17 protein-coding genes are annotated in these 18803 nt (G+C 64.6%); 12 read left to right on the forward strand and 5 right to left on the reverse strand.

Annotation, left to right across the window (positions count from 1 at the left end):
* Positions 1–9: 9 nt before the first annotated feature.
* From gspL to Q6D67_RS10945, 10 genes are all read left to right on the forward strand, one after another.
* Complete coding sequence (gspL, locus tag Q6D67_RS10900; RefSeq protein ID WP_304705642.1) at positions 10–1203, forward strand: type II secretion system protein GspL; 1194 nt, start codon at positions 10–12, stop codon at positions 1201–1203.
* Entirely contained in the window at positions 1203–1679 is a 477-nt protein-coding gene (gene gspM, locus Q6D67_RS10905) for a type II secretion system protein GspM (RefSeq protein ID WP_304705643.1), read from the forward strand. Before gspL ends, gspM begins: the two co-directional genes overlap by 1 nt.
* Complete coding sequence (locus tag Q6D67_RS10910) at positions 1676–2440, forward strand: type II secretion system protein N (RefSeq protein WP_304705644.1); 765 nt, start codon at positions 1676–1678, stop codon at positions 2438–2440. The genes gspM and Q6D67_RS10910 overlap by 4 nt, the downstream gene beginning before the upstream one ends.
* A gap of 45 nt (positions 2441–2485) precedes the next feature.
* Positions 2486–2665, forward strand: a complete 180-nt coding sequence (locus Q6D67_RS10915; RefSeq protein WP_304705645.1) for a rubredoxin — start codon at positions 2486–2488, stop codon at positions 2663–2665.
* 27 nt (positions 2666–2692) lie between these two features.
* Positions 2693–4480 (forward strand): aminopeptidase P family protein, encoded by a 1788-nt coding sequence (locus tag Q6D67_RS10920; protein ID WP_304705646.1) that lies wholly within the window; start codon positions 2693–2695, stop codon positions 4478–4480.
* 60 nt (positions 4481–4540) lie between these two features.
* Positions 4541–5890, forward strand: a complete 1350-nt coding sequence (locus Q6D67_RS10925; RefSeq protein ID WP_304705647.1) for a sodium-dependent transporter — start codon at positions 4541–4543, stop codon at positions 5888–5890.
* Positions 5891–5935: 45 nt separating this feature from the next.
* Positions 5936–7324 carry a sodium:alanine symporter family protein gene (locus Q6D67_RS10930; protein ID WP_304705648.1) on the forward strand — a complete coding sequence of 463 codons (1389 nt, stop codon included), beginning with the start codon at positions 5936–5938 and terminating at the stop codon, positions 7322–7324.
* A 221-nt stretch (positions 7325–7545) separates the two neighbouring features.
* Positions 7546–7869 carry an ArsR/SmtB family transcription factor gene (locus tag Q6D67_RS10935; protein WP_370551948.1) on the forward strand — a complete coding sequence of 108 codons (324 nt, stop codon included), beginning with the start codon at positions 7546–7548 and terminating at the stop codon, positions 7867–7869.
* A 10-nt stretch (positions 7870–7879) separates the two neighbouring features.
* Positions 7880–11203 (forward strand): efflux RND transporter permease subunit, encoded by a 3324-nt coding sequence (locus Q6D67_RS10940; protein WP_304705649.1) that lies wholly within the window; start codon positions 7880–7882, stop codon positions 11201–11203.
* A complete protein-coding gene (locus Q6D67_RS10945) occupies positions 11196–12248 on the forward strand; it encodes an efflux RND transporter periplasmic adaptor subunit (protein ID WP_304705650.1) in 1053 nt (350 codons plus the stop codon). Before Q6D67_RS10940 ends, Q6D67_RS10945 begins: the two co-directional genes overlap by 8 nt.
* Positions 12249–12284: 36 nt before the next feature.
* Here Q6D67_RS10945 and Q6D67_RS10950 read toward each other — a convergent pair whose 3' ends face one another.
* The 3 genes from Q6D67_RS10950 to Q6D67_RS10960 are packed head-to-tail and all read right to left on the reverse strand — an operon-like array spanning position 12285 to position 15041.
* Positions 12285–12647 (reverse strand): nuclear transport factor 2 family protein, encoded by a 363-nt coding sequence (locus Q6D67_RS10950; RefSeq protein ID WP_304705651.1) that lies wholly within the window; start codon positions 12645–12647, stop codon positions 12285–12287.
* Positions 12648–12682: 35 nt separating this feature from the next.
* The gene (locus tag Q6D67_RS10955) at positions 12683–13822 is read right to left on the reverse strand and encodes an acyl-CoA dehydrogenase family protein (RefSeq protein ID WP_304705652.1); all 1140 of its coding nucleotides are present in this window, start codon (positions 13820–13822) and stop codon (positions 12683–12685) included.
* Between the two features lie 10 nt (positions 13823–13832).
* Positions 13833–15041, reverse strand: coding sequence for an acyl-CoA dehydrogenase family protein (locus tag Q6D67_RS10960; protein ID WP_304705653.1), 1209 nt, complete (start codon positions 15039–15041; stop codon positions 13833–13835).
* Between the two features lie 228 nt (positions 15042–15269).
* Here Q6D67_RS10960 and Q6D67_RS10965 point away from each other — a divergent pair, with 228 nt between their 5' ends.
* Entirely contained in the window at positions 15270–16019 is a 750-nt protein-coding gene (locus Q6D67_RS10965) for an SDR family NAD(P)-dependent oxidoreductase (protein ID WP_304705654.1), read from the forward strand.
* Between the two features lie 2 nt (positions 16020–16021).
* Here Q6D67_RS10965 and Q6D67_RS10970 read toward each other — a convergent pair whose 3' ends face one another.
* Together Q6D67_RS10970 and Q6D67_RS10975 are read right to left on the reverse strand one after the other, a co-directional pair.
* The gene (locus tag Q6D67_RS10970; protein ID WP_304705655.1) at positions 16022–17095 is read right to left on the reverse strand and encodes a S1C family serine protease; all 1074 of its coding nucleotides are present in this window, start codon (positions 17093–17095) and stop codon (positions 16022–16024) included.
* A gap of 6 nt (positions 17096–17101) precedes the next feature.
* Complete coding sequence (locus Q6D67_RS10975) at positions 17102–17830, reverse strand: DUF1499 domain-containing protein (protein ID WP_304705656.1); 729 nt, start codon at positions 17828–17830, stop codon at positions 17102–17104.
* 194 nt (positions 17831–18024) lie between these two features.
* Between Q6D67_RS10975 and Q6D67_RS10980 the strand changes: the two genes are divergently transcribed.
* The gene (locus tag Q6D67_RS10980; protein WP_304705657.1) at positions 18025–18795 is read left to right on the forward strand and encodes a glucose 1-dehydrogenase; all 771 of its coding nucleotides are present in this window, start codon (positions 18025–18027) and stop codon (positions 18793–18795) included.
* Positions 18796–18803: the final 8 nt, after the last annotated feature.

Consider the following 18803-nt stretch of genomic DNA (forward strand, 5'->3'; position numbering starts at 1 on the left):
GAACACGGTTTGCAGAATCTAGCCGTCGTGCGCTTGCTTGACGACGTCCTCGCCTGGTACCCACCGGGTGCCGGTGAGCAGCCGCGCCTGCTCGACAGCCCGGAAGCAGTAGCCCGGTTCAGGGAAACCCTCAAAGGCTCGCGCCTGCAGGCCTGCTTTGCCGCGCCAGGCACAGAAGTACGCCTGCTGCAGTTGACCGTGAGCCCGGAGGAAAAAAAGCATCTGCAACAGGCGCTGCCTTTCCTGCTGGAAGAGCAGCTCGCCGAGGATATCGAGCAGCTGCATTTCGCGACCTGCCCACTGGACAAAAACACCTTCGGTGTCGCGCTGTGTCGGAACACGACCATGGCGGCCTGGGAGGACCTGTTGGCGGACCTGCCCGACCTGCCGCAGTGGTTGCCGGAACCGTTGCTGCTACCCTGGCAGCCGGGTGAATGGTGCCTGGTGTTGGCCGCCGATGCCGTGATTGTGCGCAGCGGCAAATGCGAGGGCTACACGGTTGAGCCCGAACTGCTGCCCATGCTGCTGGCGGCGGCAGCCGAAGACGCGCCACCGCAGGTGGTGGTGGTTTACGGCAGCGACCAGGAACGCGACCTGGCCCTGATACCGGCGTCGCTGCAGGACCGGGTGCAGTGGCGCCAGGGCAATCTGTGCAGCGCGCTGATGCTGGCGCAGGATGAGCACCCGTTGAATCTGCGCCAGGGCCCCTACGCAGCCCGGCTGCCGCTGGCGCGCTGGTGGCAGCAGTGGCGCGTCGCCGCCGCAGTGCTGGGGGTGGCATTTGCCCTGCAGCTGGCGGCAACCTGGGCAGATTACCGGGCGCTCAGCAGAGAAAACCTGGCGCTGCGGGCGGCCATTGAGTCCAGCTACCGACAGGCCATGCCCGAGGGCGCCCTGGTGGACGCCGAGCGCCAGCTGCGGCGGCAACTGGATGGCCTGCGCGGTGGTGCCGGAGGCGGAGGCTTTGTGCGCCTGCTGGAACAGGCCGGGAGCATCATCGCCCAGCGCCCTGGTACCAGCGTTGTCAGTATCAATTACAGCCAGCGGGGCGGTGAAATGCGGCTCAATATTGTCGCCAGGGACTTCGCGGCGGTGGAGCAGCTCCGTGCGGGCCTGGCGGGCGCCGGCCTGGCCGCGGTAATGGAGAGCAGCAGCGCCCAGGGTGACGGCGTCCGCGCCCGGATCCGGGTAGGGGGCGCCTGATGCAGGCCTGGTTTGCGCGCCTTGACCGGCGCGAGCAGTTGAGCCTGCTGGTGCTGGCCGTAGTGGTCGGTCTGTACCTGGTGTGGGTATTGCTGTGGTCACCGCTTGCGGCGATGCGGGATCGCATGGCGGAGCAGAACACGGCGACGGCCGCAGCCCTGGTGCGGGTCGATACCCTGGTCGCTGAATTGCAGCAGGCGCGCACAGCGGCGGGTCCCGGCGGGCAGCAGCGCAGCAACCTGACGGCGCTGGTAAACCAGAGCACCGGGCGCTTTGGCCTGTCGGTGAATCGCCTGCAACCCGGCAGCAGGGGCGACCTGCAGGTGCGGCTGGAAAATGCCCGCTTTGCCGACCTGATAGCCTGGCTGCACCAACTGGAGCTGGGGGAGGGCTTGCTGCTGGAGGAAGTGGCGATTACCCAGGCCGGCAGTGCCGGCTTCGTCAACGCCACCATCCGGATCGGGCAGGGCCTGTGACCGGCGGCCGCTGGCTGGCCGGCGTGCTGGCTCTGGTGTTGCTGTTGCTGCTGCTGGCCATCAGTGCGCCAGCCCATCTGCTGCTGCGGCTGCTGGAAAACACGCCGGTTACGGCTGAGGGCCTGCAGGGTACGGTCTGGCGGGGCAGCGCCGGCAGGGTACTGGTGGCTACTGATGTCGGCCTGCTGCACCTGGGCGAAGTCAGTTGGTCGCTGCAGCCCTGGTCGCTGTTGACACTGGCGCCCCGGCTCGAAGTGGAGAGCCACTGGGGCGGCCAGCGCCTGCAGGCAGAGGTGCAGCTGCGCGGGCGCGATGACATCAGTCTGGAGCACCTCGACGCCAGCTTCGATGCGGCGCTGATACGCCACCTGGCCCCGGTAGCCCTGCAGGGTGTGGTCTCGCTACAGGCGCAGCAGCTGCACCTGCGCGATGGTCTGCCAGTGCAGGCGCAGGGCCGCGTGCTATGGCAGCAGGCGGTGTGGGACTCGCCCCGGGGCATGCTGCCGTTGGGCAGCTATGTACTGGAGATTGCCCAGCCCCGCGGCGGCGAGCTGACCGGCGAGGTGCTGACTTTGGAAGGCCCGGTGCGGGCCACGGGTCAGTTGCAGTTGGCGCGGTCGAGTTATAGCATCGCGGTTTTGATCTCTAATGACGGCAACTGGGATCCGCAGTTGCAGGAAGCACTTTCGCTGCTGGCGCGGCCGGTGGCCGAGGGCTACGACTTGCGCCTGGAGGGTCAGCTGCCGGTACCCGGCACCTGAGTGCAGGTGCCATCTCTTTCCAATCCCGACGAGGAATCTGCGCCGATGAGCGACGCTGACTACCGCAAATACGAATGTGTAATCTGTGGCTTCATCTACGACGAAGCAGTGGGCATCCCGGACGATGGTATCCCCCCGGGTACGCGCTGGGAGGATTTGCCCGAAACCTGGGAGTGCCCGGACTGCGGTATCTCCAAATCCGATTTTGACCTGATGGAAGACTGAGTTCTCCCACCCCACCGGACACTGAACATGACAACAGCCGAACGGCTTACCGCCCTGCGCCAACTGCTGGCGGAGCGGGACTATGACGCCCTCGTGATCCCCCGGGCGGACGAGCACCTGGGCGAATATATTCCCCTGCACAACGAGCGCCTGCTGTGGGCGACAGGCTTTACCGGTTCTGCCGGCATGGCCGTGGTCCGGCGCGAGGGCGCCGGAATTTTTGTCGATGGCCGCTATACCGTACAGGTCCGGCAGCAAGTGCCGGCCGCGGACTTCAGCTACCACCATCTGCTGGAGGAGCCGCCATTGCAGTGGCTGCTGGCCCGCCTGCAGCCCGGTGCCCGGGTGGCGGTAGACCCGCGCCTGCACAACCTGCAGTGGCTGCGGCAGGCCGAGGCCGAGCTTGCGGCGGGGGGGTTGGTGGTGTGTCTGGATACCGACAACCTGGTGGACCGCTGCTGGCAGGATCGCCCGGCCGCGCAGATCGAGCCCGCCCTGCTATTGGACGAATCGCATACCGGCGAATCCAGTGTCAGCAAAAGGACCCGTATCGGTGCCGCAGTCAAGGCGCAGGGCGCGGACGGCGCCTTGGTGTTTGCCCCCGATTCCGTGTCCTGGCTACTCAACCTGCGCGGGCGCGATGTTCCCTGCCTCCCGGTGCTGCAGTCCCTGGCGCTGCTGTGGGCAGACGGTTCGGTGGACCTGGTGGTGGAGTCGGCGCGGATGCCGGCCGGTTGGCAACAGCACTGTGGCGGTGAGGTGCGCCTGCACGCCCCGGCGGAAGCCGAAGCGCTGCTCGGCGCACAGGCGGGCAAACGGGTGCTGGCGGACCCGGTTACCGCGAATGCCTGGTCACAGCGGCTGCTGGAGCAGGGCGGCGCAACGCTGGTGGCGGGCACTGACCCGGCACTCATGCCCAAGGCGTGCAAGAATCCCGTGGAGATTGCCGGCGCCCGGGCCGCCCACATCCGCGACGGGGCGGCGGTAATACGTTTCCTGGCCTGGCTGGATGCCGAGCAGGCTGCCGGGCGCCTTTACGATGAGGCCGAGCTGGCGGACCGCTTGCTGGGGTTCAGGTCCGGAGGGGAGCACTTCCAGGGTCCTTCCTTTGACACTATCTCCGCCGCCGGCAGCAATGCCGCCATGTGCCACTACAACCACCGCAATGGCACCCCCGCCAGGCTGCCGCCGGATTCGGCCTACCTGGTCGATTCCGGTGCCCAGTACACTGACGGCACCACCGATATTACCCGCACCGTGGCCATCGGCGATCCCGGTGCCGAGGTGCGGCGCCTGTTCACGCTGGTGCTGAAAGGTCACATCGCCCTGGATCAGGCGCGGTTTCCCAAGGGAACCACCGGCACTCATCTCGATGTGCTGGCACGCCAGTATCTGTGGCGGGAGGGTCACGACTACGACCACGGCACCGGCCACGGAGTCGGCGCCTTCCTCAGCGTACACGAGGGCCCCCAGCGCATTGCCAAGGCCTGGGCGCCGGTGCCCCTGCAGCCGGGCATGATCGTCAGCAACGAGCCCGGTTATTACCGGGACGGCGCCTTTGGTATCCGCTGCGAGAATCTGGTTGTGGTGACAGAGGTGGCGGGGGAGCTGGAAACGCCGATGTACGGTTTCGAGGCATTGACCCTGGTCCCCTTCGACCGCCGCCTGCTCGACCTGGCGCTGCTGGATGCGCGGGAGCAGCAGTGGCTGGATGCCTATCATGTACGGGTCGCCAGCGCGGTGGGGCCGCTGTTATCGGCCACAGACCGGGCCTGGCTGCAGCAGGCCTGCGCACCGTTGGCCGCCGATAGCTGATCCGCGGCGGGCTTTTGTGTACACTGCCGAGAATAATGACAACAGCTGGAGTTTGACCCTATGGCAATAGCGGCAGCAGACCACTGGTCCTCGCGCTTTGCTTTTCTCATGGCCGCGGTTGGCTTCGCGGTCGGTCTTGGCAATATCTGGCGCTTTCCCTATATCACCGGTGAAAACGGTGGCGCCGCCTTTGTCATCATCTACCTGGTCTGCGCGTTCGGTATCGGTGTCCCCATTCTTATCGCCGAGCTGATGGTCGGCCGCAGGGGTCAGTCCAGCCCGCCGGAGTCGCTGGCGGTGGTTGCGGTGGAAAGCCGGCGCAGCCGCCAGTGGCAGTGGGTAGGGGGCATGGGGCTGTTGGCTGCCTACAGCATCGAAATTGTCTACGCGGCCATAGTCGGCTGGGTGCTGTGGTACCTGTTCAAGGCGATCACCACCGGGTTTGCCGATGTCGACGCGCTCAACGCCAGCAGCCAGTTCGCGGCGGTGCTGGATGATACCGCGGGCATGTTGTTCTGGACCCTGGTCGGGCTGCTGATTACCGGGCTGATCATCTATGCGGGGGTCAAGGAGGGCATCGAGCGCGCCGTGGTGGTGATGATGCCGCTGATGTTTCTGCTGCTTGTCGGGCTTGCTACCTACAATTATTTCGTCGGTGGTTTCAGCGAGGCGGTCACCTGGCTGTTCACCCCGGATTTCACCAAGATCGGCCCGGAAGTGTTCCTGGTGGCGATCGGCCAGGCATTTTTCTCCATCGGCGTCGCCATGGGCGGGATGTTGATCTACGGCTCCTACCTGCCAAAGTCCATTTCCATCGGCCAGTCCGTGCTGATCATCGTGGTGGCTGATACCGCAGTGGCGCTGCTCGCTGGGCTGGTGATTTTCCCTGCCGTTTTCCACCACGGCCTGGATCCGGCGGCCGGCGCGGGCCTGATTTTCCAGACCCTGCCGGTGGCGTTTGCGCAGATGCCCGGCGGCCACCTGTTCAGTGTCCTGTTCTTCACCATGCTCGCGGTGGCAGGCATCACCTCCATGGTCGGGCTGGTAGAGTGCGTCAACGCCTGGATTGAGGAGCGCTTTGGCATGCCGCGGCACCACAGTGCGGTGCTGGTGATAGGCTCGGTGGCGGTCCTCAGCATCATCAGTATTCTCTCCTATAACGTGCTCGGGGAGATCAGCTTCGGTGGCCGCAATTTCAATGACACCATGGACTATTTCTCCAACCAGATCCTGTTGCCTTTGGGCGGCCTGTTTATCGCGGTGTTTGCCGGTTGGGTAATGACCCGGGATGCCAGCCGCGATGAGCTCAGTGGCATGGGCAACGGCAGTTATGTCCTCTGGCGTTTCATGATCCGCTTCGTGGTGCCGCCGGCGCTGATCATCATCTTTGCCTCGGGCATTGGCGGCTGAGTCACGCCGCCGCCGGGCGCCACCCCAACTGATTCCGGAGCCTCCATGCTGACTATCGTCAATGATTTTCTCTGGAGCCAGATCCTGATCGTGGTTCTGGTCGGCGTCGGGCTACTGTTTACTCTCGGGTCCCGCGGCGTGCAGTTCCGCTATTTCGGCCGCATGTTCAGCGTGTTGCGCGGTGGCCTGCACCATGAGCGCGGCCGTATCAGCTCCTTCCAGGCACTGGTGGTGTCCGTTGCCGGCCGGGTCGGCAGCGGCAATATCGCGGGGGTTGCGGTCGCCATCACCCTGGGCGGTCCCGGCGCGGTGTTCTGGATGTGGGTTATCGGGCTGATGGGCATGGCCACCAGCTTCTTCGAATGCTCCCTGGCCCAGCTGTTCAAGCGCGCCGAGCCCGACGGGACCTACCGCGGCGGACCGGCCTACTACCTCACCCACGGTATTCGCCAGCGCGGCCTCGCGGCGGTGTATTCGGTGCTGCTGCTGGTCACGTTCGGTCTGGGGTTCAATGCCGTCCAGTCCTATGTGGTGGCGACCTCGCTACAGGCGTCCTTCGGCGTCTCGACCTGGGTGACCGGGCTGGTGATGGTGGCCTTCCTCGGGGTAGTCATTTTTGGTGGGATCCGGCGCATCGCCCTGGTGGCGGAGGTGATCGTGCCGCTGATGGCGCTGCTCTACTTTCTCGCCGCGCTGCTGGTGATTGTGCTCAATATCAGCGCGGTGCCGGCAGCGCTCTGGTATATCGTCGAAAGCGCTTTCGGTCTGGAACAGGCGGTGGGTGGCGGCCTCGGCGCGGTGATCATGCAGGGGGTCAAGCGCGGCCTGTTCAGCAACGAAGCAGGGCTGGGCAGCGCTCCCAATGTGGCCGCCGTTGCCCATGTGCCGCATCCGGCCAACCAGGGTATCGTGCAGGCTTTCAGCGTATTCATCGACACCGTGATCATGTGTACCTGCACCGCGGTTATCATCCTGCTCTCGGATGTCTATCAGCCGGGGGCTGCGGGTGTCGACGGCGTCATTCTTACCCAGTCGGCGATGGGCAGTCATGTCGGTGCCTGGGGCGCGAGCTTTGTATCGGTCGCGCTGGTACTGTTTGCTTTCAGCTCCATCATGTACAACTACTATCTGGGTGACAACAGCCTCAGCTTCTTCAGCCACGACAATCCCGCGGTTGCCAACGTGTTCCGGGTCGCGGTGCTGGGCCTGGTGTTCTGGGGTTCACTGCAGGATCTGAGCACCGTGTTTGGCTTTGCCGAGCTCACCATGGGCCTGCTGGCGCTGGTCAACCTGGTTGGCCTGGTGTGGATGTACAAGATCGGGATGCGGCTGTTGCGGGATTACGATGCCCAGCTGCGCGCAGGAGCGGAGCCGCGCCTGCGGCTGGAGGACTGGCGCGACCTTGATATTGACGAGCAGGCCTGGCGGGACTAGACCGGCGGCGAAGGAATGAACTGGATGATGGCGAATGCCAGCAGGACGGCGGCCCCCAGGAGTTGTAACCAGGTTTTGCGGGACATACGGAGTTCCTCGGCCGGCGGCCCTCTAGTCGAGTAGTTCTGGGTGCGAACAGTGTAAACCTTTTCCCGGTGCCTGTTGTGCGCTGCTGGCTTTTGTATATTATGAAAACCTAATATAATTGCGCTAGAATAAGCTTGGAAGACGATCAGAAGCTAGCGATGATGGATGCCGATGCCATGGCCCTGCGCGCGGGAGAGGCCGCGCAGCTGCTCAAGCAGCTGGCCAATGAAAAGCGCCTGATGATTCTCTGCGCGCTGGTGGAGGGAGAGCAATCCGTGGGCGCACTCAATGCCGCCGTGGCCCTGTCCCAGTCCGCCCTGTCGCAGCATCTTGCGCGCCTGCGGGAAGCCGGGTTGGTAACCACCCGCCGCGACGGCCAGCTCATCTACTATGCGCTGGCGGGGGACAAGGTGCCGGCCATTCTGCACGTGCTGCACACAGTCTACTGCGCTGACTGATGGTGACCCGATGACACATCCCCTGGACAGGCTGGTTGCGCACACGCTCGGGGGAGGCCTGCCCAAGGCCCTGTTCTTTGTCGGCCTGCTGGTAGGGGTTCTCTCCCTGCTGTACACCCCGCGCGAGGAAGAGCCACAGATCGTGGTGCCGGTGGTGGATGTGTTTGTCGAAGCCCCCGGCCTGGATGCCAGTCAGGTCGAGCGCCAGGTTGCCATTCCGCTGGAAAAGCTGCTCGCCCAGATCCCCGGGGTGGAGCATGTGTACTCCACCACGACGCCGGGGCACACGGCGGTCACCCTGGCGTTCCATGTTGGAGAGGACCGCGAGGAGTCGCTGCTCAACACCTATAACAAGCTGTATTCCAACCAGCACCAGATTCCGGCCGTGGTGAGCAACTGGCATCTCCGCCCGGTGGAAGTCGATGACGTCGCGATTGTGGTACTCGCCCTCTGGTCCAGTGCCCCGGAGCGGTACAGCGACCATGACCTGCGGCGAGTGGCAGATGAACTCTCCACCCATCTGCAGCGGATTCCGGATTCGGGTGCAGTGACGGTGACCGGTGGGCGCGCACGGCAGGTGCAGATTTTGCTGGATCCGGAGGCCCTCGCGTCCCGCAGGACCACCGCCGCGGATATTGTTTCAGCGCTGAGTGTATCGAACCAGCTGCAACCCGCTGGCCGCTGGTCTTTCAATAACGAATCGATTCTGCTGGAGAGTGGCGACGCTCTGCGCAGCCCCGCTGACCTCCCCGGCCTGGTAGTCAACGTGATCGATGGCGCCCCGGTCTACCTGCAGGATGTGGGGCGCATCGTCGACGGCCCCGAAGAGCCGACCGCCTACACCTGGATTGCGTTCTCTGAGAGCGAATCGAGGGCGCTGGTGACCAGCGGCCAGCGCTATCCCATGGTTACCCTGAACGTGGCCAAGAAGCCCGGGACCAATGCCGTCAGCGTGGCTCAGCGGGTGCACGGGGAGATGGCCACGCTGCAGCGCGAACTATTACCCGCCGACCTGCATCTCGAGGTGCTGCGCGACTATGGCCAGACCGCGGACGAGAAGGTCAACAACCTCACCAGCAGCCTGGGCTTCGCCATTGTCACCGTGGTGGTTTTTATCAGCGTGTTTCTGGGCTGGCGGGCAGGCCTGGTGGTGGGCCTGGCGGTACCGATCTGCTACGGCATCACCCTGGCCCTGGACATGGCTTTCGGTTATACCATCAACCGGGTGACCCTGTTTGCCCTCATTCTGTCCCTGGGGCTGCTGGTGGACGACCCCATCACCGGCGTCGACAACATTGCCCGCAACTTTGCCGAAGGCCGGGGCCCGCGAGCCCGCCGTATTGTCGACGCCATGGCGGAAATCCGCATTCCCCTGCTGATGTCCACCCTTACCATCGTCTTTGCATTCCTGCCGCTGGCGTTCATCACCGGCATGATGGGCCCCTACATGGCCCCCATGGCCTTTAACGTCCCGGTGGCAGTAATCAGTAGTACCGCGGTGGCCTTCATGGTTACGCCCTGGCTGGCCAGCCGGCTGCTGCCTTCGGTGGACAGCGACGAGCTGGAAGCGCTGACTGGCGGCCCGGGCGGTGCCCGGGCTGACGGCACCTACGCCCGCTGGATGCGGCCGCTACTGGCCGGGCGCGGCAAGGCCAAAGCGGTGGTCTGGGTGGTGCTGGTGCTGTTTGTGCTTGCGGCGAGCCTGCCTCTGTTTCGCCTGGTGCCGTTGAAACTGCTGCCCTACGACAACAAGAACGAGGTGCAGGTGCTGGTGGATATGCCGGAGTCCGCCAGCCTGGAGCACACCGCCGCAGTCAGCCAGCGGGTGTCGCAGGCCCTGCTGCGGGTGCCGGAAGTGCGTGCGGTTGCGGCCTTTGTCGGGCAGCCCTCGCCCATTGACTTCAACGGCATGGTACGGCGCCATTACCAGCGCGAGGCACCCTATCTTGCTGATCTGCGCATAACCCTGGTCGACAAGGCCGAGCGCGAACATCAGTCCCATGCAGTGGTGTTGCGTATTCGCAAACTGCTGCAGCCCCTGCAGCGCGATGGAGTGAAACTGAAAGTGGTGGAGGTGCCGCCGGGTCCGCCGGTGATGAGCACCCTGGTCGCTGAAGTCTACGGCGAGACGCTGACCTCCTATGCCAGTCAGCGGCAGGCGGCACTGGTGCTGGCGCAGCGGCTGCAGCGCGAGGCCCATGTGGTGGAGGTGGATACCTCGGTGGAGGATCCGCACCAGCGTCTGCGCTTTGTCACCGACAAGACCAAGGCGGCGCTGTCCGGGATAGCCACCACCGATATCAACCAGATCATCGCCATGGCCAATCAGGGCTATGTGGCGGGATACCTGCAACAGCCGGGTGAGGCGCTGCCGCTGCCGGTGCTTATGCGGCTGGCACCGGAGCAGCGGGTGTCCCTGCATGACTTCGAGCGTCTGCAGGTGAAAGGCAGGGCGGGTATTACCCAGGCCAGCAGTGCCCAGGGCCTCGATGCCGCGCCGCAGCCGCTGGTGGCGCTGGGCGAACTGGGGACGTTCCAGCGCGCAGAGGCGGAACAGGCCATCCAGCGCAAGGACCTGCGGCCGGTAGTGTACGTGACCGCGGAGTTGTCGGGGCGCCCGCCGGCGGATGTCATTGCCGATCTGGTCGCAGACCGGGGTGCTGAACCCGGCGCCGCCAACCCCTGGCAGGGGCGCAGTTTCCTCAGCGCTGGTGGCGGCGACGGTTGGCAGGTGCCGGACGATATCGAGGTGAGCTGGACCGGAGAGGGGGAGTGGCGGATTACCGTCGACGTGTTCCGCGACATGGGTCTGGCCTTCGCCTTCGCCCTGGTCGCGATCTTCTTTGTGCTGCGGATACAGACTGCATCCTCAGCTCTGTCGCTGATCATCATGGCCGCGATTCCGCTGACCGTGATAGGCATCATGCCAGGCTTCTGGTTGCTGAACCTGGTCGGCGAGCGGGAGGTTGCCGGGGCGCCGGATCCGGCCCTGTTCACCGCTACCGCGATGATCGGCATGATTGCGCTGGCGGGGATCGTGGTGCGCAATTCCCTGATCCTGGTGGAGTTCGTGACCCAGGCCCGGGATCGCGGCGCCAGTGTTACCGAGGCCTTGCTGGAAGCGGGCCATGTGCGCATGCGGCCGGTGCTGCTGACCGCCGGAACGACGCTTCTGGGCAACCTGGTCATCATTCTCGACCCGGTGTTCAGTGGCCTCGCGCTGGCCATTATTTTTGGCATCATCGCCTCTACCCTGTTGACTCTGGTGGTGGTGCCGGTGGTGTACCTGCTGGTGTTTGACAAACCTGCCGAGGAGGCTGTTGCCAATGAATAGAATGCGGACCTGGCTGCCGGCCCTGGGCGCGGTGGTGCTGCTGGTGCTGCTGGTGGCCTGGATGGCGGGATTGTTTAGCGAGCGGTTGGCGCCGGGGCTGGAGCAACGTCGGGCTACAGGACCTGAGCCCGTATACACCGTCGAGTCGGAGGAGGTGCCGGTGACCGAGCCCGTGTCCGGCTCCGTGGAGGCCAAGCAGGCCACCGTTATTTCCTCGCGCATCATGTCCCGGATTCAGAGGATCCATGTGCGGGCCGGTGACCAGGTCAGCGAAGGCCAGGTCCTGGTGGAGCTGGAAAAGTCCGATCTCGAGGCTCGCGCCGCGCAGGCTACCGACCAGATCAACGTGGTCAGAGCGCGCCTGACCGAAGCTGAACGCAATTTGCAGCGGGCAGTGGAACTGCAGGGGCGTGGCCTGCTTTCCATGTCAGATCGGGACGCGGCCCAGGCCAACCGCGACACCCTGCAGGCCGAGTTGCATAGCGCGGAACAGGCGCTGGCGGAGTCTCGCGCAGCGCTTGCCTATGCTTCCATTCTGTCGCCCATCGCTGGCCGGGTAGTGGACCGTTTTGCCGAGCCAGGTGACACGGCCGCGCCCGGTTCCCGCCTGATTTCCCTGTACAACCCCCTGTCACTGCGGGTTGAGGCCCAGGTACGGGAACAGCTGGCGCTGGCCCTGGATATCGGCCAGCCGATACCGGTGAGCCTGCCGGCATTGGATCTGCATGTCGAAGGTGCGATCGAGGAGATAGTGCCGGCCGCCGAGCCCGGTTCGCGCAGCTTCCTGGTGAAGATTCGCCTGCCCTACGACGAGCGCCTGCTCCCCGGCATGTATGCCCGCGTTTTGGTGCCCGCGGGCTCGGAACAGCGGCTCTATGTACCGAGAGCGCTGCTGGCCCAGGTCGGGCAGCTGTGGGTGGTCAGCGTGGCGGGGCCGGAAGGGCCCGAGCGCCGTTTCCTGCGCCTGGGCCGGGAGGTCACTGGCGGCCGGGTCGAAGTGGTATCTGGGTTGGCCCCGGGGGATAAGGTATTACCTCTGGAATGAGCGCATCGCCGGCGTTACCCGGCGGCTGACAGACCCTCAGCTTTCGGTCTGCATGTTGTCGGGCCCCCAATAGGCTTTCATGCTGCTGATCTTGCCATCGGCAGCGAATTCGAACACATCGATAACATCCATCTGCATCCCCGGCATCAAAACCTGGAAGGGGAAGGCGACGGCGTTGCCGGCACAGCGGGCGGGGCCCGTGAGTTTCAGTTTCGCGCCGGCGCCCAGGGCGCCCGCATAGAACGCGCAGATTGCTTCCAGGCCACGGTGCGGCTCGCTACCGACCGGATCCTCGACCACGGCATCTTCCGCGTACATGCCGCGGATAATGTTCACATCACCCTGTGCAAAGGCTTCGACGTAGCGCTCTACCATGGCGATCTTGTCGCTGTTGTCCATAGTGTTCTCCCTGTGTTGGTTATTGTTGTTGCAAGTCAGTAGCCGCAGAGACTGGCGTAGCGATCCCTGTGGAACCCGGTATCGCCGAAGATTTGCATGGTGACACGGGCCCGCTTCAGAAAGAAGCCGATTTCCAGTTCATCGGTAACACCGATGCCGCCGTGCAACTGCACGGCTTCATTGGTTGCCAGCTTCACCAGTTCGTTCAGCTGCGCTTTCGCGAGGCTCGCGATCAGCGCCAGTTGCTGCGGGTTGTCGTCTACCGTGGCCAGAGCTTGCAGCACCACCGAACGCGCCAGTTCCAGTTCCGCCTGCAGGCGCGAGGCCCGGTGCTGCAGGGCCTGGAAGCTGCCGATCGGGACGCCGAACTGCACCCGTTCCTTGAGCCAGGCCACGGTGCGGGCAAACACTTCCTCGGCGCTGCCGAGCATCTCCGCCGCCAGGGCGACGCGGCCCCGGTCCAGCACCGTGTCCAGCCACTCCCCGGCTGCGCCCGGCTCGCCGAGGATTGCAGTCGCCGGAACAGTGACATTGTCGAAGCGGATGTTGGCCGCGTTGCGGCTGTCGACCATCAAGGTGCGCTGACAATCGACACCCACGCTGTCGCGCGGCACCAGCACAACACTCAGCCCCTCGCGGTCACCGGGTTCACCGGTAGTGCGCGCCACCACCAGCAGCAGGTCCGCTGAGTGGCCGTCGAGGACGAAGCATTTCTCGCCGTTTAGGCACAGGCTGTCGCCGTTGCGCTCGGCGCGGGTCGCAATATGGTAGGGGCGGTGGTGGTGGCTCTCCTCCAGGGCCAGGGCCAGGGTTAGCTCACCCGCCGCAAGCTGCGGCAAATACTCCTCCCGCTGTGCTTCCGTGCCCCCCAACAGGATGGCCGAGGCGCCGACCACCGCGGTGGCAAACAGCGGCGATGCGGTCAGGTTGCGCCCGGTTTCCTGCAGCAACACCCCGAGACCGGTGAAACCGAATTCCAGGCCGCCATGGCTTTCCGGCAGGATCACGCTGGCCCAGCCCAGCTCCGCCATCTGCTGCCACAGCGTCTGGCTGTAGCCGCTGGCATCGCGGCTGTCGCGCAGGGCGCGTAGTGCTGCAACCGGCGCGTGCTGCTCAAGGAAATCCCGCGCGGTCTCGGCCAGCAGGCGCTGTTCTTCGTTCAGTACCAATGCCATTACGGTCTCCTCAGGATTCTGTCGCTGCTTTCGGCGGCTGCGGCAACTGCAGGATGTTGCGCGCGATGACGTTGAGCTGCACCTCGGTAGTGCCGCCGGCAATGGTCATGGCCTTGGAGCCGGCCCAGAGACGGGTTGTGTCCAGTTCCTCGGGGGTGAAGCCGGGCGCTTCCCAGCCCAGGCCGCGGCTGCCCATGATGGCCAGAAGCAGTTCGCTTTTGTCCTTCACGGCCTCGGTGCCGAGGTATTTCATGCACAGGCCGACAGTGCTCTGCTGGCCATTGGCGCGCTCCTCGAAGCCGCGCATGTGGGTGAGGGCGATAGCGTGCATCCGCATCTCGAAACTGACCAGGTCACTGCGTAGCTGGCTGTTGGCGATACGCCCGTCGACAAATTCCAGGTAATCCCGGGCGGCATGTACCGGCGGCACTTCCTGGCGTGGGGATTCACTGCCCATCTCCGCCATCAGCTTGCGCTCGTGCACCAGCAGAGCCTTGGCCACCGACCAGCCCTTGTTCAGGCCGCCGACCAGATTCTCACCGGGCACCTCTACATTGTCGAAGAAGGTCTGGCAGAACTCGGACTCGCCGCTGATCAGCGCAATCGGCGTGGTGCTGACCCCGGGGCTGGCCATGTCGATCAGCAGAAAGCTGATGCCCTCCTGTTTCTTGACGGTCGTGTCTGTGCGCACCAGGCAAAAAATCCAGTCGGACTTGTCCGCGGCAGTGGTCCAGATTTTGCTGCCACTGACCAGGAAGTGGTCGCCCTTGTCGTCCGCGCGGGTCTGCAGGCTGGCGAGGTCGGAGCCGGCACCGGGCTCGGAATAGCCCTGGCACCAGCGCACCTCGCCATTGACGATGGCGCGCAGGTGCTTCTGCTTCTGTTCCTCGGTGCCGTATTCCAGCAGGGCCGGGCCCAGCATCCACAGGCCCAGGCTGTACAGTGGGCTGCGGGCCCGGATACGCTTCATCTCTTCCTTCAGCACCTGGCCCTGTTGCGGGGTCAGGCCGCCGCCGCCATAGGCGGTCGGCCACTCCGGCGCCGTCCAGCCGCGATCGCGCATGCGCTCAAACCAGAGCCGGCTGTCCGCGCTGGCGAACTCACCGCGGCGACCCCCCCAGTATTGCTCCTCGGGGGTGCTGGGCAGGCGCTGGGACGGCGGGCAGTTGGCTTCCAGCCACTGCCGGGTGTCCCCGCGAAATTGATCCAGGTCGTCCACGTGATGTCTCCTGTTGTGCGGCCGGTTGCCAAGGGTAATGGTCGCGGGGCCAGAAGCAACGACCTTTACCGCCGCGCCCGGCCCAGATCCCGGTCTGGTATAGAGCAGCAAACCCGCCCTGCCCAGGCAATCTCTCGCCTCGGGTTCAGCGCCGTGTACTGCCCGCGTTGACCACCGCGCCCGCGATGGTCATGCTCCGCGCTGGTCAATAATAGAGGGAACCGGGCGATGCAGCGATTTTCGGACAAGGTAGTACTGGTGACGGGTGCCGGCAGCGGTATCGGGCGGGCGGCGGCGCTGCGCATCGCCGCGGAGGGCGGCAGTGTCTACTGTCTGGACGTCAACCAGGCGGGCCTGGATGAGACCCTCGCCCTGATCGCGGCAGAGGGTGGCGCAGCCGCGGCCCAGCTTTGCGATATCAGCGATGAAGCACAGGTGCGCGCGGCGGTCGCAGCCTGCGTTGCCCGCTATGGCAGCCTGTATGCACTGGTGAACATGGCCGGCATCCTCCGCTTCGACGACACCGACGCCCTGGAAACCAGTGCCTGGCAGCGGGTCATTGACGTCAACCTGACCGGCACCATGATTCTGTGCCGGGAGGTCCTGCCGCATCTGCTGGCGAGCCGTGGCAGCATCGTCAATGCGGCCTCCACGGCTGCCCTGTCCGGTCTTCCCTGCGGCGCCGCCTATTCCGCCAGCAAGGGCGGGGTCCTGGCCATGACCCGCAGCATTGCGGTGGAGTATGCCAAGCGCGGGGTGCGCGCGAACTGCGTCTGCCCGGGCGATATCAACACCGGCATGACGGTGGATATCAAGTGGCCGCCGAACATGGACTTCGAGTTGATCGGGCGTATCTCCTCGCTTTCGGGGGCCAAGGGTCCGGAGGTCATGGCGGGAGTTATTGCCATGTTGGCCTCGGAAGACGGGATTCATGTCACCGGTGAGGATATCCGGGTGGACGGTGGCACCTTGTCCTGAAGCTACTGTGACTCGATCAGGGTAACCTTCACGTCCCGCTGTTCGTTACCATTGCGCAGGGTGACCGTTACCACATCGCCGGGTTGCCGGGTTTCCAGCAGGCTCAGGTAGTCGTCGTTGGTACGTACCGGCTTGCCGTTGACCGCCACGATGATGTCGCCGAGCTTGATTTCACCGCGTGCGTTGCGATACGCCCCGCGAATGCCTGCCTGCTCCGCGGGCAGACCCCGAAAGACACCGACCACCGGCAGCCCCTCGATCCGGAAACGTCGAATCCAGCTGTCGCTGGCGAGATCCAGGCCCATGATTGGCCGCAGCATGCGGCCGTAGCTGATCAGCTGGGGCACGACGTCTTTCACCGTGTTCACCGGGATTGCAAAGCCGATACCGGCATTGGCGCCGCTGGGGCTGTAGATGGCGGTATTCACGCCCACCAACTGGCCGAGGGAGTTCAGCAGTGGGCCGCCGGAATTACCGGGATTGATCGCGGCATCGGTCTGGATGACCCCGCGGATGGTGCGATTACCCGGTGCCCGGATCTCGCGCCCAAGGGCGCTGACCACGCCGGTAGTCAGGGTGGTATCAAGGCCAAAGGGGTTGCCGATCGCCAGGACCTTGCGCCCCACGCTGAGCTCCGATGAATCCCCCACTGGCAACCTGATCAGGCTTGTCGGCGGGTTGGCAATGCGCAGCACCGCGAGATCCTTCTCCGGAGCCACGCCGATCACTTCGGCGTCAAATTCGGTCTGGTCCTGCAGGGTGACCGTCAGGCGCTGGGCGCCGGCGATGACGTGGTAGTTGGTAACGATGAGGCCGCTGGTATCCCAGACAAAGCCGCTGCCAGAGCCGCGGGGTATCTCGTGTATGTTTAGCGAAAACATGTCCCGGCGCAGGGCCTTGTTGGTCACGAACACCACCGCCGGGCTCGCCTTGCGGAATATCTCGGTGCTGTTGGCTTCGTCCTCGGTGGCAAAGCTCAGGTAGTCCACTGCCGCTGTCGTTGCAGCCGGCACCAGCAGCAGTGCGAACAATAGCCTGCGCAGAGAACTGCAGATTCCTTGGCTCAATGCGGTCATGCGGGCTCAGGTTCCCTCTTGTTTGAACGCAGCGATAAACGCGCGAATACGTTTGGCGTTGGCACCGATATCACCGACGCCGACCCGTGATACAGAGCGCAGGTCGATCACGCTGCCTTCGGCCGTGGAGCGAACGCGGATGGCGATATCGTCTTTGAACGCCATGATGGCAGTAGTGTCCACAGCTTCAATATAAGCGCTCTCGGGATCCTGCCAGACAATGTCCCAGCCCAGTCCGGCCGCCACTTCCAGGGCGTGGCGGTAGGCATTGCTGGCGCTGCGCTCACTGCGCAGGCTCTCCAGGTCGGGGTAGGCTTCGCGCTGTACACCCAGAGTGTCTGGCTTGACCGCCAGAGTGTTGCTGTCCGGCCCGCGCAGGGTGGTTGCATGGGTGAACACGGGCGGGTCACTCAGGTCAGTGGTAATGTCGTGGATGGGCGGGTAGTAACCCCGGGTAGCCAGCACTGACAGGAACAGCAGGGTGCCGGGCAGCACCAGCGCTGCGCCCAGCCAGATCTGGCGGCTTCGTTGCCGGTACCGTGGCAACGCCAGCAACAGCACCAGCAGCAACAGGACAACGGCCGCGGCGAGACAGCTGATGGCGTAAAGCATCAGCCCCTGTTGCCAGAGGCCGGCCCTCACCATCAGTACCGCCAGCGGCAGGGCCAGCAGCAGGGCCAGGGCGAGATAGGTCAGTACCGTGAGCAGTCGCGATGAACCCGGAGACTGTTGCATGAGGGTGCTCCACAATTAATAGGATTGCGCAAGAATACTATTCCTGCGCGCGAGGTGCGAGGCTCGCAACCGGTTCAACAGAGCAGTCACGAGCATCGCTTTTGTCACTGCCTGATTGAGCTTTAGGGGGGCATTTGCTTAACTCCGGCGCTCTTATTCAACAACAAGCCCCAGCGGGGCGAGGGAGCGTTCAGATGGGCAGAGTGGCAGGCAAGGTGGCGATCGTCACGGGCGGGGCCAGCGGCATGGGCAAGGCGGATGCGATCCTGCTGGCGCAGGAAGGCGCCGCGGTCGTGGTTGCGGACCTCAACGAAACCGACGGCAATGCCGTGGCTGAAAGCATTGGTGAGAAGGCCCGTTTCATGCGCCTGGATGTCACCGATGAAGATAACTGGCGCAGTGTGATTGCCGCTACCGTGGCCGAGTTCGGGCGCCTGGATATCCTGATCAACAACGCCGGACTGCTGACCGCGGCCTCGGTAGTGGACACCGATCTCGCGACCTTCCGCAAGGTGCAGGCCGTCAACTCAGAGGGGGTTTTCCTCGGTTGCAAGCACGCCATTCCGGCGATGGAACAGAGCGGTGGCGGTTCCATCGTCAACATGTCTTCGGTGGCGGCGATGCAGGGCGTCTCCTTTGCCGCGGCCTACAGCGCCAGCAAGGGCGCCGTGCGCGCGCTCACCAAATCGGTGGCCATGTACTGCAAGGAAAAGGGCAACCGCATCCGCTGCAACTCGGTGCACCCGGACGGCGTCAGAACCCCCATGGTGGCAAAGCTGGCGATGGGCAAGGAAGCCGTGAGTGCGGAAGATCTGGCGTCCCTGCAGGGCAATAACATGTGCAACCCCGAGGACGTGGCCCACATGGTGCTGTACCTGGCCGCGGATGAATCCTGGTTCGTGAACGGCGCCGAGATGCTGATCGACAACTGCGCCACCATCACCCCGCCGATCGGGCTGTCCTGAGGAGCGAC

The organism is Haliea sp. E1-2-M8 (assembly GCF_030649675.1).
Taxonomy (GTDB): domain Bacteria; phylum Pseudomonadota; class Gammaproteobacteria; order Pseudomonadales; family Halieaceae; genus Haliea.